A 13928-nucleotide genomic window follows, 5' to 3' on the forward strand; every position below is an offset into this window, starting at 1 on the left:
TAGCATTGGTCGGCGCGCCGTGGGTGCGTCTTTGCTTTATCAGATGGAGAGCGCTATGGCTTGGAATGAGCCGGGTGGCAACTCGAATAATCAGGATCCTTGGGGTGGTAAACGCCGCAATAATGGCGACCGCAAGGGGCCACCAGATCTCGACGAGGCCTTCCGAAAGCTGCAGGAAAGCCTGAATGGGTTGTTCGGTGGTGGAAAAAAACGTGGTGGTGACGAAGGCGGTCGTACGAGCAAGGGCGGTGGTTACGGCCTGCTCGGCATCGGCCTCGTCGTGCTGGCGGCCGTCTGGCTGTACAGCGCCGTCTATGTAGTAGACGAGCAGGAGCAGGCCGTGGTGCTGCGCTTCGGCAAGTACTACGAGACTGTCGGCCCGGGCCTGAACATCTACTTCCCGCCGATCGACAAGAAGTACATGGAGAACGTCACGCGTGAGCGTGCCTACACCAAGCAGGGCCAGATGCTGACCGAAGACGAGAACATCGTCGAAGTGCCGCTGACCGTGCAGTACAAGATCAGCAACCTGCAGGACTTCGTGTTGAACGTCGACCAGCCGGAAATCAGCCTGCAACATGCGACCGAAAGCGCCCTGCGCCACGTGGTGGGTTCCACCGCAATGGACCAGGTGCTGACCGAAGGCCGTGAGTTGATGGCCAGCGAGATCAAGGAGCGCCTGCAACGGTTCCTCGATACGTACCGCACCGGCATCACCGTGACCCAGGTCAACGTACAGAGCGCAGCCGCACCGCGTGAAGTACAGGAAGCCTTCGATGACGTGATCCGTGCCCGTGAAGACGAGCAGCGTTCGCGCAACCAGGCTGAAACCTACGCCAACGGCGTTGTGCCGGAAGCCCGTGGTCAGGCCCAGCGCATCCTTGAAGATGCCAACGGTTACCGCGACGAAGTGGTCTCACGCGCCAAGGGTGAGGCAGATCGTTTCACCAAGCTGGTGGCCGAGTACCGCAAGGCACCGGAAGTCACTCGTGAGCGTCTGTACCTGGACACCATGCAGGAAGTCTTCAGCAACACCAGCAAGGTTCTCGTGACCGGCAACAAGGGCGGGCAGAACAATCTGCTTTACCTGCCGCTGGACAAGATGATCGAAGGTGGTCGTAGTGGCAGCAGCAACGCGCAGTCCGGCAGTTCGACGGCTGCATCGAATGAAGCCAGCGCCCGTGCGGCGGCTGACTTGCTGCAACAGCAAACACGTACCAGGGAGAGTCGTTGATGAGCAATAAATCGCTGACCGCCCTGATTGTGGGCGTCGTCGTGGTCATCGCTGCCTGGAACTGCTTCTATATCGTGTCTCAGACCGAGCGCGCGGTGTTGCTGCAATTCGGTCGCGTGGTCCAGGCAGATGTCCAGCCGGGCCTGCATGTGAAAGTCCCCTACGTTAACCAGGTGCGCAAGTTCGACGGCCGCCTGATGACCCTGGATGCACCGACACAGCGCTTCCTGACCCTGGAAAAGAAAGCCGTGATGGTTGACGCCTATGCCAAGTGGCGCGTCAAGGATGCCGAGCGCTTCTACACCGCGACCTCCGGCCTCAAGCAGATTGCCGACGAGCGTTTGTCGCGCCGTCTGGAATCGGGCCTGCGTGACCAGTTTGGTAAGCGCACCCTGCACGAGGTGGTATCCGGTGAACGTGATGCGCTGATGGCGGACATCACGCGTTCGTTGAACGCGATGGCGGAAAAAGAGCTGGGCATCGAAGTGATCGATGTTCGGGTCAAGGCCATCGACCTTCCGAAGGAAGTGAACCGCAGCGTGTTCGAGCGGATGAGCACCGAGCGTGAGCGCGAGGCTCGCGAGCACCGCGCCAAGGGTAACGAACTGGCAGAAGGGATCCGTGCGGATGCCGACCGTCAGCGTCGCGTACTGTTGGCAGAAGCGTATCGCGAGTCTGAAGAGGCCCGTGGTGATGGTGATGCTCAAGCCGCTTCGATCTACGCCAAGGCGTATGGCCAGGACCAGGAGTTCTACGCGTTCTATCGTAGCCTGCGTGCCTACCGTGAAAGCTTCGCGAACAAAACCGACGTCATGGTGCTGGACCCAAGTAGCGATTTCTTCCGCTACCTGGAAAAGTCCAAGTAACCCGCATGTAGTCTGAGAATCGCTCCGTCGGGCGGCTAAAATGCCGGGCGGGGTGATCCTTTCAGAAAACGGGTGTATGATGCGGCAGCCGGGAAATTCCCGGCTTTTTTGCGTCTGCATGTTTGATTGTGGTTTTGCGCTGCAGGCGCCACAGGTTTTTCGAGGAAAGTGCCCGACGAGGCCGATTGTTGGTCGTTCGTCACGTCGCTCTTGCGCGTGGTTTATGCAGGGGCCGGGTATTTTCTGCTTCACTCAAGGCTCGCCCGATGGGCTGGCCGCCCGGATCATAGGGGAATGGCGTAATGGCAACGGTAGACCGCTGGCTGCTGCCAGATGGCATCGAAGAAGTACTGCCACCAGAAGCTGCACGCATTGAAATCGCGCGCCGCCAGGTGTTGGATCTGTTCCAGAGCTGGGGTTACGAGTTTGTCGTGACCCCGCATATCGAGTACCTGGAATCCCTGCTGACCGGCGCGGGCCAGGACCTGGATCTGCGCACCTTCAAGGTCATCGACCCGCAATCGGGCCGGCAAATGGGCTTTCGTGCCGACATCACGCCGCAAGTGGCGCGCATTGATGCACACACCCTGCGTCGCGAAGGGCCGAGCCGCCTGTGCTATGCCGGCAGCGTGCTGCATGCTCAACCGCGTGCCTTGTCGTCGTCCCGCAGCCCGATCCAGTTGGGCGCCGAGTTGTACGGTGATGCAAGCCCGAGCAGCGACGTGGAAGTCATCAGCCTGATGCTGGCCATGCTGCAACTGGCCGATGTGCCGGATGTGCACATGGACCTCGGGCATGTCGGCATCTATCGCGGCCTGGCCCGTGCGGCCGGTTTGTCGGGTGAAGTGGAACAACAGTTGTTCGATGCCTTGCAACGCAAGGCCATCGACGAAGTAATCGCCCTGACGGCAAGCGTGCCTGCTGACCTCGCCGGCATGCTGCGTGCGCTGGTAGGCCTGTGTGGCGGCCGTGAGGTCCTGACCGTCGCCCGTGATCGCCTGGCGAATGCGCCGGCGGATGTATTGGCGGCCCTGGATGACGTGCTGGCGATTGCCGAGCAGTTGTCGGCGCGCTTCCCGCAGTTGCCGCTGTATTTTGATTTGGGCGAGCTGCGCGGCTACCACTACCACACCGGTGTGGTGTTCGCGGTGTTTGTCCCGGGTGTTGGCCAGGCCATCGCCCAGGGCGGTCGCTACGACGATATCGGCGCCGACTTCGGTCGTGCCCGTCCGGCGACCGGTTTTTCTACCGATTTGAAAACCCTGGTGACCCTGGGGCGTGCTGAGGTCGAACTGCCGTCTGGCGGTATCTGGATGCCCGACAGTACGGACGCAGCACTCTGGCAGCAGGTTTGCCAGTTGCGCAGTGAGGGTCAGCGTGTTGTCCAGGCGTTGCCTGGGCAGCCATTGGCCGCCGCCCGTGAAGCGGACTGCGACCGGCAATTGATTCAGCAGAACGGGCTTTGGCAAGTATCGCCACTGGCTTCTTGAGTTTTCCTGCCGGCCACTGCCGGCACCAAGTTTGCGCGAATGAGGACAAGTGTTATGGGTAAGAATGTCGTAGTCCTGGGCACCCAATGGGGTGATGAGGGCAAAGGCAAGATCGTTGATCTGCTGACCGAACATGCTGCCGCCGTAGTGCGCTACCAAGGTGGCCACAACGCTGGCCACACCCTGGTCATCGATGGCGAAAAAACCGTCTTGCACCTGATCCCGTCGGGCGTCCTGCGCGAAGGCGTGCAGTGCCTGATCGGCAACGGCGTGGTGGTTGCACCTGACGCCCTGCTGCGCGAGATCATCAAGCTGGAAGAGAAAGGCGTGCCAGTGCGCGAGCGCCTGCGCATCAGCCCGTCCTGCCCGCTGATCCTGTCCTTCCACGTTGCGCTGGACCAGGCCCGTGAAAAGGCCCGTGGCGAGCTGAAGATCGGTACGACCGGTCGCGGCATCGGCCCGGCCTACGAAGACAAGGTTGCACGACGTGGCCTGCGTGTGGGCGACCTGCTCAACATGCCGCGCTTTGAAGACAAGCTGCGTGAACTGGTGGATTACCACAACTTCATGCTGGTGGGTTACTACAAAGAACCGGCCATCGAGTTTGAAAAGACCCTGGCTGAGTGCAAGGAATACGCTGAACTGCTCAAGCCGCTGATGCTGGACGTGACTGCCGAGCTGCACGACCTGCGTCGCGCTGGCAAAGACATCATGTTCGAAGGCGCTCAGGGTTCGTTGCTGGACATCGACCACGGCACCTACCCGTACGTGACCAGCTCCAACACCACCGCTGGCGGCGTTGCGACCGGCTCGGGCGTTGGCCCGATGTTCCTGGACTACATCCTCGGCATCACCAAGGCGTACACCACGCGCGTAGGCTCGGGCCCATTCCCGACTGAACTGTTCGACGAAGTCGGGGCGCACCTGGCCAAACAAGGCCACGAGTTCGGCGCGACTACCGGCCGTGCACGTCGTTGTGGCTGGTTTGACGCCGTTATCCTGCGTCGCGCTATCGATGTGAACAGCATCTCGGGCATCTGCCTGACCAAGCTGGACGTACTCGACGGCCTGGAAACCATCAACATCTGCATCGGCTACAAAGATGCGCAAGGCAAGGACGTTGCCCCAACCGACGCTGACAGCTACGTAGGCCTGCAGCCTGTGTACGAAGAAGTGCCGGGCTGGACCGAGTCGACCGTGGGTGCCAAGACCCTGGAAGAGCTGCCGGCCAACGCCCGTGCTTACATCAAGCGTGTCGAAGAGCTGATCGGTGCGCCGATTGACATTATTTCGACGGGCCCGGACCGCAACGAGACCATCGTTTTGCGTCACCCGTTCGCTTAATAAGCTGTTGATGTAAAACACAAAGGGTCCCTTCGGGGGCCCTTTGTCGTTTCTGTTTGCTATACGGCACGACCTTTGCTGTGTTTCTCTCTTTCGTGGTGCTATCAATTTAATGGCACCCCAGGTGGAGGGATTCACGATGTCTGCCGTTCTCTCATTGTTACAAAGCCGGTTGCTGCGGCCGGTGTTCGTTACCCTAGGTATCGCTCTTTTGGTGCAAGTGCTGGTGGCTGTCGCTCTGACTCGGAGCACGGTCACGGCCCTGGAAGCTGAACTGGACAATCGTCTGGGCGTCGACAGTCAAAAACTTTCTGGCGAACTGGCCCAGGCTGGCAAGGAAGTCACTTCCAGCCTGGACAGCCTGTCTTCCAGCACGCGCCAGCGCCTCACGACGGGGCTTTCCACGCGCCTGCAGGACGAGCAGAAGCAACTGCGTGCGACCCTGGAAAAAGACCTGAAGGACTCCGCCAACGATATGGCGCAACTGCTGGCCTCGGTGGCGCCTCGCGCCATGTGGGACAGCGACGTGCCGACTCTGTCGGAGTTTGCTCGACGTGCCCAGCGCAATCCCAATGTGCTGTTCGTGGTATACGACGACGCCACCGGCCAGCACCTGACGCGCTACCTGAACCGGGACAACCCGATTAACGCGGCGTTGCTCGAGAAAGGGCAGGGTGAGCGTGCCCTGGACAAGGTACTGGATGCGGCGAAAAACGATCCGTCGGTGTACTACCTCGAGGCATCCATCAGCCCCAATGGCGTGGAAATCGGCAAGGTCATCATGGGGGTTTCGACCGCCTCAGTGGACGTCGACCTGGCTGCGCTGGACAAGCGCTTTGCCGCGCTGATTGCCAGCAGTGATCAACTGGTGGGCGACAGCCTCAAGGGTGCGGCCGCTGACAGTGCGGCCGCCATGGGCGCGCGTTTACAGTCGGCGCAAGCCACAGCCACCCAGATGACCGCCAATACCACCCAAGCCGTGCAAGAGGCGGCGGGCACACTACGCTGGCGCATCGGCATGGGCCTGGCGGTTGTAGGCTTTGGCGTGTTGCTGCTGATTGCGGTGGTGCTCGGGCGTCGGGTGGTCAATCGCCTGAAGCTGCTGATTGCGGCAATGGATGATCTGGCCGCAGGCGAGGGTGACCTCACCAAGCGTGTACAGATCAACAGCCGGGACGAAATCGGCGACATGGCCTCGGCGGTCAATCGCTTTGTGGATAAGTTACAGCCCATCGTGCGTGAAGCGGGTGATGTGGCCCAGCGTACCGGCGTGGAAATCGGCGCGATGACCTTGCGCAATGCCGGTGCCGATGCAGCCGCCGGCTTGCAGCGTGATGAAGTTGCCGAAAGCCTGCGGGCGCTGTCGCAAATGGCTGATGAGGCCCAGGCGGAAAGCCATGCGATGCAGGCGGCGTTGCAGCAAGTGGTGGATATCCGTCAGGCCACTGATGAGAATTCGCGTACTTCAGCCGAAGTCGGCAGCCTGATCGAGGCGTTGGCGGGGCAGGTTCAAGCTGGCTCCAAGGTGATCGAGCGGCTGGCGCAGCAGAGCGAGCAGATTGAAGTGGTGTTGACGGTGATCCATGGGATTGCCGAGCAAACCAACCTGCTGGCACTCAACGCGGCTATCGAGGCGGCACGGGCCGGTGAGACCGGGCGCGGCTTTGCGGTGGTGGCGGACGAGGTTCGTGCGCTGGCCAGTAAAACCCAAAGCTCTACCGGCGATATCCAGGCGCACATCGTGGCCTTGCAGCAAGGTGCCCGTGAGGCGGTAGAAACCATCGGCAAGGCTGGGCGCCAGGCCAGCGAAGGTTTGCTGGTGTTGCGCGACAGCGTGCGCCTGCAGCAGTCGGTGCAGGCCTCGGTGGAGCAGGTGCATGCTGCGATTGGCCTGGCAACGCGTGCGGCGGAGCATCAGGCGCAAGGCGCGCACGCAGTGCGTGGGCGAGTGGAGATCATTCATGCCCAGGCCGAACGTGCGGCGCAGGCGGTGGTAGAGACTACAGCCAGTGGCAAAGTGCTGGATGGGCTGGCTGCGCAGTTGAAGGCGAGCCTGGGGCAGTTCCGCGCTTGATGTTGGCTGTTCCGGCCTCATCGCAGGCAAGCCAGCTCCCACATTCGACCGAGTTCCAACTCTGGAATGCGGTCAAATGTGGGAGCTGGCTTGCCTGCGATGGCGGATTCAGCGGCTCAGATACATCCGGGTCGTAAGCAGATACACCGGCAGCCCCGATACTAGAATCAGTAGTGCCGCATAAGGCGCCGCTGCCGCGAATTCCACATTCGAGGTATGCGCCCACACGGCAGTCGCCAGTGTGTTCAATCCAGTAGGACTAAGCAGCAATGTCGCCGTCAATTCCTTCATCGCATCCAGGAATACCAAGGCAAACGCCGCCCCCAATGCCGGGAAAATAATCGGCAACGTCACCCGGCAAAACGCACTGAACGATGAAGCTCCCAGCGTTCTGGCGGCTTCTTCCAACTGCGGTGCCGCCTTGTTCAGCGCCGTGCGGATCGGCGCCTGGGCCAGCGGCAAAAACAGCAACGCATAAGCGATCAGCAGCAGCGCCGACGTCTGATACAGCGCCGGCACGTAATGCAAGGCGAAATACACCAGCGTCAGCGCAATCACCAGCCCCGGCAGGGCGTGCAGCAGGTACGGCAGGCGTTCGGCCCACAGCGCTAGCTGGCCTTTGTAGCGCACCACCAGCAAGCCCACCGGCACGGCAAACAGCAGGCAGAGCGCGGCGCCGCCCAGGGACAGCGCCAGGGAAGACAATAACGCCTCGCTGATCTCGGCGATCGGAAACGCCGCCGAACTGCCTACCGCCAACCAGTAACCGAGCATGCCCAGTGGAATGCCGCTGCCAATGATCGCCAGGAGCAGGCAATACAACTGCCCCAGCGGCGCCCATTTGCCCAGTCGGACCTGCTCGGCATGCCGCGCGGCGCCCTGGCCAGTGCGCACATGCCGGCCCTTGCCGCGCACACGCAGCTCCAGCCAGAGCAATGTCAGGCACATCACCAGCAGCACCGCCGAAAGCATCGCCGCATTGGCGTTGCTGAATTCCAGCTCGAATTGCTGATAGATCGCGGTGGTAAACGTCTGCAAGCCGATGATCGACAGGGCGCCGAACTCCACCAGCATATGCAGGGCAATCAGCAGCGCCCCGGCCAGCAGCGACGGCCACAGCAACGGCAAGGTAATACGAAAAAACACGCCCCAACGATTCAGGCCGAGGGTGCGGGCCGATTCTTCCAGGGACGGATCAAGATTGCGCAGGGTCGCCGCCACGGGCAGGAACACCAGTGGGTATTTGGACAGGGTCATCACCAGGATCGCCCCACCCAACCCTTCGAAGTTGGCGCTTAACGAAACCCAGGTAAAACTGCTGACAAATGCCGGCACTGCAAACGGCAGGCACAGGATCACTCCCCAGATACGCCGCCCTGGCAAGTTGCTGCGTTCCAGCAGCCAGGCAAGCGACAGGCCGATCACGCCACAGGCCACGGTCACGCCGACCATCAGCGCCAAGGTGTTGCGTAGCAACCCGAAGACATATGGCCGCCACAACAAATGCACCGCCTCGGCCCAGCCCGCTTGCCAGGCCTTGAGGCTCACATATGCCAGCGGCAAAACGCTCAAGCCGACCAGCAATAAAACCGGCAGCAGCAACCAGATCGAAGGGCGTTTACGTCTCGGCGTAAAGCCCCCGCGCAAGGCGGGGGCGGGGAGCGATGGGTTCATCAGTTCAAGCCAACGTCACGTTCCAGGTCCAGCGCTTCTTCGGCATTGCCCAGGTCAGCCGGCGTGACTTTCGGCGGTTGCAGCTCGCTGAAAGGCTTGAGGCCGCGGTTGGATTCCATGCCCTTGCGCAGCGGGTATTCAGCGGAGGTGTTGGTGATCACCCGCTGGCCTTCTTCGCTGGCCATGAAGGCCAACAGTTGCTGGGCTTCTTTTGGATGTTTGCTGGATTTCAGCGCAGCGGCGGCAGACACGGTGATCAGGCCACCAGCGTCACCGTTGGTGAAGTAATGCAGTTGCGAATCCAGGTTGGTTTTTTCTTTCTTCAGGGCGAACCAGTAGTAGTTGTTCACCAGAACGGCGGCGACCTCGCCGTTTTCCACGGCTTTGAGCGCAACCATGTTGTTGCTGTAGACCTTGCCGAACGCACGCAGGCCGGTCAGCCACTCTTCAGCCGCTTCACGACCGTGCAGCTTGATGATCGCTACGGCCTGTTCCTGGAACGCGCCGCTGGTGGGTACGAAACCGACCTTGCCTTGCCATTCGGGGCCGGCGAAATCCAGTACTGACTTGGGCAAGTCTTTCTCGGCGATCAGTTTGGGGTTGAACGCCACGACGCGGGTGCGTGCGGTCACGCCCATCCAGGCGCCATTGGCGGCCACGTATTCCTTGGGCAGAACGTCGAGGGTGCTGGCATCGATGGTCGCCAGCAGGCCCTGTTCGCCGAGTTTATTCAGCGGCGGCGACTCTTCGGTGTAGATGACATCGGCAGGGGAGCGGTCGCCTTCTTCGACGACCTGGCTGGCCAACTGGTTGCTGCTGCCCTTGCGCACGTTGACGTGGATGCCGGTCTTGGCTTCGAAGGCCTTGGCAAGTTCATCGCCGACCTCCTTGTGCTGGCCGTTGTACAAGGTCAATGCAACCTTGTCGGCCGAATAGGCGGCGGGCGAGAGCAGGGTCAGGCCGAGCAGAGTGATGGTCATGCCACGCAGAAGGGATGTCTTGAGACGGGTATCGCGGATCATCATTCGCAGGGTTCCTCACTTGAAATGCAACAAATCGTGTGAAGGATAAACGATAAAGTTTCTCAGGTGCGGCTGGGCTGACCGATCAGGTAGATTTTTAGAAGGGTCAGAAACGCAAAAACCCGCTTTCGCGGGTTTTTGTGAGACTCAAGGTTGAAACCTCAAGTTTTGAATTGGTGCCCAGAAGAAGACTCGAACTTCCACGACCTTGCGGTCACCAGCACCTGAAGCTGGCGTGTCTACCAATTTCACCATCTGGGCAGCATCAGCAACGTTGCCGCTGTTGATAAGGCGAACTATACGGAGGGCTTTTTGATCTGTAAACCCCTGATTTGATTTTATAAATCAACTTTGTCGTTAAAAATCAAAGGCCTGAAACGCAAAAACCCGCTTTCGCGGGTTTTTGTGAGACTCAAGGTGCAAACCTTGAGTTTTGAATTGGTGCCCAGAAGAAGACTCGAACTTCCACGACCTTGCGGTCACCAGCACCTGAAGCTGGCGTGTCTACCAATTTCACCATCTGGGCAGCATCGTCAACGTTGCCGTCGTCGATGGCGCGCACTATACGGACCACTTTTTACGCTGTAAAGCCCAGTTATCAAAAAAGCCTGGAAAATTTCGCAGGCGGTCGCGCAAGGTGCATTCTGAAGGCTACAAAGTGCTTTTACGGGCTTGTTGACACCTGAAATTTCCCGTTTCAATACGCGTATGCCAAACTAACCCGCATATAGACAAGGTGAAAACTCTCTAATGGCCGATTGGCAGTCCCTCGATCCCGAGGCCGCTCGTGAAGCGGAAAAATATGAAAACCCTATTCCTAGCCGCGAACTGATCCTGGCGCATCTCGCCGATCGGGGTTCGCCTGCTAGCCGCGAGCAGTTGGTTGAAGAATTCGGTCTGACCACCGAAGACCAACTCGAAGCCCTGCGTCGCCGCCTGCGCGCCATGGAGCGCGATGCCCAGTTGATCTACACCCGCCGTGGCACCTACGCGCCGGTGGACAAACTTGACTTGATCCTCGGTCGCATTGCCGGCCACCGTGACGGTTTTGGCTTCCTGATCCCGGATGATGGCAGCGACGACCTGTTCATGAGCCCGGCGCAGATGCGCCTGGTGTTCGATGGCGACCGTGCCCTGGCGCGCGTTTCCGGCCTCGACCGTCGCGGTCGCCGCGAAGGTGTGATCGTCGAAGTGGTGTCCCGCGCCCACGAGTCCATCGTTGGTCGTTACTTCGAAGAAGGCGGCATCGGTTTCGTTGTTCCGGATAACCCGAAGGTCCAGCAGGAAGTGCTGATCACCCCGGGCCGCAATGGCGCCGCCAAAGTGGGCCAGTTCGTCGAGGTGAAAATCACCCACTGGCCAACGGCGCGCTTCCAGCCACAGGGCGATATCGTTGAAGTGGTCGGCAACTACATGGCGCCGGGCATGGAAATCGATGTGGCGCTGCGCACCTACGATATCCCTCACGTCTGGCCTGAGGCTGTGCTGAAAGAAGCCGCCAAGCTCAAGCCGGAAGTGGAAGAAAAAGACAAAGAGAAGCGCATCGACCTGCGTCATCTGCCGTTCGTCACGATTGACGGCGAAGATGCCCGCGACTTCGACGATGCGGTCTACTGCGAAGCCAAGCCCGGCAAGCTGCGCCTGTTCTCCGGCGGTTGGAAGTTGTTCGTCGCGATTGCCGACGTTTCCAGCTACGTGAAGATCGGTTCGGCCCTGGACAACGAGGCCCAGGTGCGCGGCAACTCGGTGTACTTCCCTGAGCGCGTGATCCCGATGCTGCCTGAGCAGCTGTCCAACGGCCTGTGCTCCCTGAACCCGAAAGTCGACCGTTTAGCCATGGTGTGCGAGATGACTATCTCGAAAACCGGCGAAATGACCGACTACCAGTTCTACGAAGCGGTGATCCACTCCCAGGCCCGCCTGACCTACAACAAGGTCAGCACCATCCTGGAACAGCCGAAAACCAGCGAAGCCAAAACCCTGCGCGGTGAGTACGGCCATGTCGTGCCGCACCTCAAGCAGCTTTATGCGCTGTACAAGGTGCTGTTGGGCGCTCGTCACGTACGTGGCGCGATCGACTTTGAAACCCAGGAAACCCGGATTGTCTTCGGTTCCGAACGCAAGATCGCCGCGATCACCCCGACCACGCGTAACGATGCTCACAAGCTGATCGAGGAATGCATGCTGGCGGCCAACGTGGCCACCGCAGAATTCCTGAAGAAGCACGAGATTCCTGCGTTGTACCGGGTGCACGACGGCCCGCCGCCGGAGCGTCTGGAAAAACTGCGCGCGTTCCTCGGTGAGCTCGGCCTGTCCCTGCACAAAGGCAAGGACGGCCCGACGCCGAAGGACTACCAGGCTTTGCTTGCCAGCATCAAGGACCGTCCGGATTACCACGTGATCCAGACCGTCATGCTGCGTTCCCTGAGCCAGGCGGTGTACAGCGCGGATAACCAGGGCCACTTCGGCCTGAATTACGAGGCGTACACCCACTTCACCTCGCCGATTCGCCGTTACCCGGACTTGCTCACGCACCGGGCGATCCGCAGCGTGATCCATTCCAAGCAGAACACCCCGCACGTCAAGCGCGCCGGTGCCATGACCATTCCAAAAGCACGGATCTATCCGTACGACGAAGCGGCCCTGGAACAGCTGGGTGAGCAGTGCTCCATGAGCGAGCGCCGTGCCGACGAAGCGACCCGCGACGTAGTGAACTGGCTCAAGTGCGAGTTCATGAAAGACCGCGTGGGCGAGTCGTTCCCGGGCGTGATCACCGCCGTGACCGGTTTTGGCCTGTTCGTCGAGCTGACCGATATCTACGTCGAGGGCCTGGTGCACGTCACCGCCTTGCCGGGTGACTACTACCACTTCGACCCTGTGCATCACCGCCTGGCGGGCGAGCGCACTGGTCGCAGCTTCCGTTTGGGCGATACCGTGGAAGTGCAGGTCATGCGCGTCGACCTCGACGAGCGCAAGATCGACTTCGGCATGCCAGACAAGCCTGTTGAACCAACGGGCCGTAAAAAACGTGGCAGCGAAACCGCAGCCCCGGCCGCCAAAGGCAAAGGGGCTCCTGCGAAAGCAGCGGCCGCCGAGCCTGCATCAGCCAAGCCTGCTCGTCGTTCGTCTGCCAAGGACAAGGCCCCTGAAGCCTACCGCCCTAGCGACGCCGCGGCGAAAAACGCCGAGCTGCGCAAGAGCCGCGAGTTGAAGCAGCAGTTGCTCAATGAAGCCAAAAGCGGTGGTAAAGCGGCGTCTGGGGGAAAGTCCCGCGAGGCGGAAAAACCGTCGAGCAAGCCGAGTAAACACCGTAAAGGCCCGCCAAAAGCGGGTTCGGCCCCCGCGAAAAGCGGCGGGTCGCGCAAACCTAAGGCCAAGTCATGAGTCTGGAAAAAATCTACGGCGTGCACGCCGTAGAAGCATTGCTGCGTCACCACCCGAAACGCGTCAAGCAGGTGTGGTTGGCAGAGGGCCGCAGCGAGCCGCGCGTTCAAGCGCTGGTCGAGCTGGCCAACCAAAATAAAGTCGCTATCGGCCAGGCCGAGCGTCGCGAAATGGACGTGTGGGTCGAAGGCGTTCACCAGGGCGTAGTCGCGGACGTAAGCCCGAGCCAGGTCTGGGGCGAGGCAATGCTCGACGAGCTGCTCGATCGCACCGAAGGCGCACCGCTGTTGCTGGTGCTCGACGGCGTGACCGACCCGCACAACCTGGGCGCTTGCCTGCGTTCGGCGGATGCTGCCGGCGCGCTGGCGGTGATCGTGCCTAAAGACAAGTCGGCAACCTTGACGCCGGTGGTGCGTAAAGTTGCCTGCGGTGCGGCGGAAGTGATTCCGCTGGTGGCCGTGACCAACCTGGCGCGCACCCTGGAGAAACTCCAGCAGCGCGGCCTGTGGGTCGTGGGCACGGCGGGGGAGGCGGAGGTCAGCATTTATGACCAGGACCTCACCGGCCCGACCATCCTGATCATGGGGGCCGAAGGCAAGGGCATGCGCCGCCTGACCCGTGAGCATTGCGACTACCTGGTGCACTTGCCGATGGCCGGTAGCGTCAGCAGCCTCAACGTGTCAGTCGCAACGGGCGTCTGCCTGTTCGAAGCCCGGCGCCAGCGTGGCGTCAAGGCCAAAGCCAAGAAATAAGGCTTGAGCGACGCAAGACCCTGTGGGAGCCGGGCTTGTGTGGGAGCTGGCTTGCCTGCGATAGCCTCACCTCGGTTTAACTGAAAAA

Annotated in this window: 9 protein-coding genes and 2 tRNA genes; 7 read left to right on the forward strand and 4 right to left on the reverse strand. The window is 60.8% G+C overall.

Going from position 1 to position 13928, the window contains the following annotated elements:
* Positions 1–55: 55 nt before the first annotated feature.
* The 5 genes from hflK (at position 56) to RGV33_RS02615 (ending at position 7008) form a co-directional block, all read left to right on the forward strand.
* Complete coding sequence (gene hflK, locus RGV33_RS02595; protein ID WP_322142992.1) at positions 56–1234, forward strand: FtsH protease activity modulator HflK; 1179 nt, start codon at positions 56–58, stop codon at positions 1232–1234.
* The gene (gene hflC, locus RGV33_RS02600) at positions 1234–2100 is read left to right on the forward strand and encodes a protease modulator HflC (RefSeq protein ID WP_003217510.1); all 867 of its coding nucleotides are present in this window, start codon (positions 1234–1236) and stop codon (positions 2098–2100) included. The genes hflK and hflC overlap by 1 nt, the downstream gene beginning before the upstream one ends.
* A 302-nt stretch (positions 2101–2402) precedes the next feature.
* Complete coding sequence (locus tag RGV33_RS02605) at positions 2403–3590, forward strand: ATP phosphoribosyltransferase regulatory subunit (protein WP_322142993.1); 1188 nt, start codon at positions 2403–2405, stop codon at positions 3588–3590.
* A gap of 54 nt (positions 3591–3644) precedes the next feature.
* On the forward strand, positions 3645–4934 hold the full coding sequence (locus RGV33_RS02610) for an adenylosuccinate synthase (protein ID WP_322142994.1): 1290 nt from the start codon (positions 3645–3647) through the stop codon (positions 4932–4934).
* Between the two features lie 139 nt (positions 4935–5073).
* Positions 5074–7008, forward strand: a complete 1935-nt coding sequence (locus RGV33_RS02615) for a methyl-accepting chemotaxis protein (protein WP_322142995.1) — start codon at positions 5074–5076, stop codon at positions 7006–7008.
* Between the two features lie 108 nt (positions 7009–7116).
* Here the strand turns inward: RGV33_RS02615 and RGV33_RS02620 are convergent, their stop codons facing one another.
* The 4 genes from RGV33_RS02620 to RGV33_RS02635 form a co-directional block, all read right to left on the reverse strand.
* Positions 7117–8682: an iron ABC transporter permease gene (locus RGV33_RS02620; protein ID WP_322142996.1), complete on the reverse strand. Its 1566-nt coding sequence runs from the start codon at positions 8680–8682 to the stop codon at positions 7117–7119.
* Complete coding sequence (locus tag RGV33_RS02625) at positions 8682–9707, reverse strand: extracellular solute-binding protein (RefSeq protein ID WP_322142997.1); 1026 nt, start codon at positions 9705–9707, stop codon at positions 8682–8684. The genes RGV33_RS02620 and RGV33_RS02625 overlap by 1 nt, the downstream gene beginning before the upstream one ends.
* A 171-nt stretch (positions 9708–9878) precedes the next feature.
* A tRNA-Leu gene (locus RGV33_RS02630) sits at positions 9879–9965 on the reverse strand.
* A gap of 178 nt (positions 9966–10143) precedes the next feature.
* A tRNA-Leu gene (locus RGV33_RS02635) sits at positions 10144–10230 on the reverse strand.
* A gap of 224 nt (positions 10231–10454) precedes the next feature.
* On the opposite strand from RGV33_RS02635, the gene rnr reads away from it, so the two are divergent.
* Both rnr and rlmB read left to right on the forward strand, forming a co-directional pair.
* Positions 10455–13088: a ribonuclease R gene (rnr, locus tag RGV33_RS02640; RefSeq protein WP_322142998.1), complete on the forward strand. Its 2634-nt coding sequence runs from the start codon at positions 10455–10457 to the stop codon at positions 13086–13088.
* Positions 13085–13840, forward strand: a complete 756-nt coding sequence (rlmB, locus tag RGV33_RS02645) for a 23S rRNA (guanosine(2251)-2'-O)-methyltransferase RlmB (RefSeq protein ID WP_322142999.1) — start codon at positions 13085–13087, stop codon at positions 13838–13840. Before rnr ends, rlmB begins: the two co-directional genes overlap by 4 nt.
* Positions 13841–13928: the final 88 nt, after the last annotated feature.

Source organism: Pseudomonas sp. Bout1 (assembly GCF_034314165.1).
Taxonomy (GTDB): domain Bacteria; phylum Pseudomonadota; class Gammaproteobacteria; order Pseudomonadales; family Pseudomonadaceae; genus Aquipseudomonas.

Coding starts and splice junctions, on each gene's coding strand:
- RGV33_RS02625 (WP_322142997.1), bottom strand. CDS start 9,707: ATGATGATCCGCGATACCCGTCTCAAGACATCCCTTCTGCGTGGCATG.
- RGV33_RS02610 (WP_322142994.1), top strand. CDS start 3,645: ATGGGTAAGAATGTCGTAGTCCTGGGCACCCAATGGGGTGATGAGGGC.
- rnr (WP_322142998.1), top strand. CDS start 10,455: ATGGCCGATTGGCAGTCCCTCGATCCCGAGGCCGCTCGTGAAGCGGAA.
- hflK (WP_322142992.1), top strand. CDS start 56: ATGGCTTGGAATGAGCCGGGTGGCAACTCGAATAATCAGGATCCTTGG.
- rlmB (WP_322142999.1), top strand. CDS start 13,085: ATGAGTCTGGAAAAAATCTACGGCGTGCACGCCGTAGAAGCATTGCTG.
- hflC (WP_003217510.1), top strand. CDS start 1,234: ATGAGCAATAAATCGCTGACCGCCCTGATTGTGGGCGTCGTCGTGGTC.
- RGV33_RS02615 (WP_322142995.1), top strand. CDS start 5,074: ATGTCTGCCGTTCTCTCATTGTTACAAAGCCGGTTGCTGCGGCCGGTG.
- RGV33_RS02605 (WP_322142993.1), top strand. CDS start 2,403: ATGGCAACGGTAGACCGCTGGCTGCTGCCAGATGGCATCGAAGAAGTA.
- RGV33_RS02620 (WP_322142996.1), bottom strand. CDS start 8,682: ATGAACCCATCGCTCCCCGCCCCCGCCTTGCGCGGGGGCTTTACGCCG.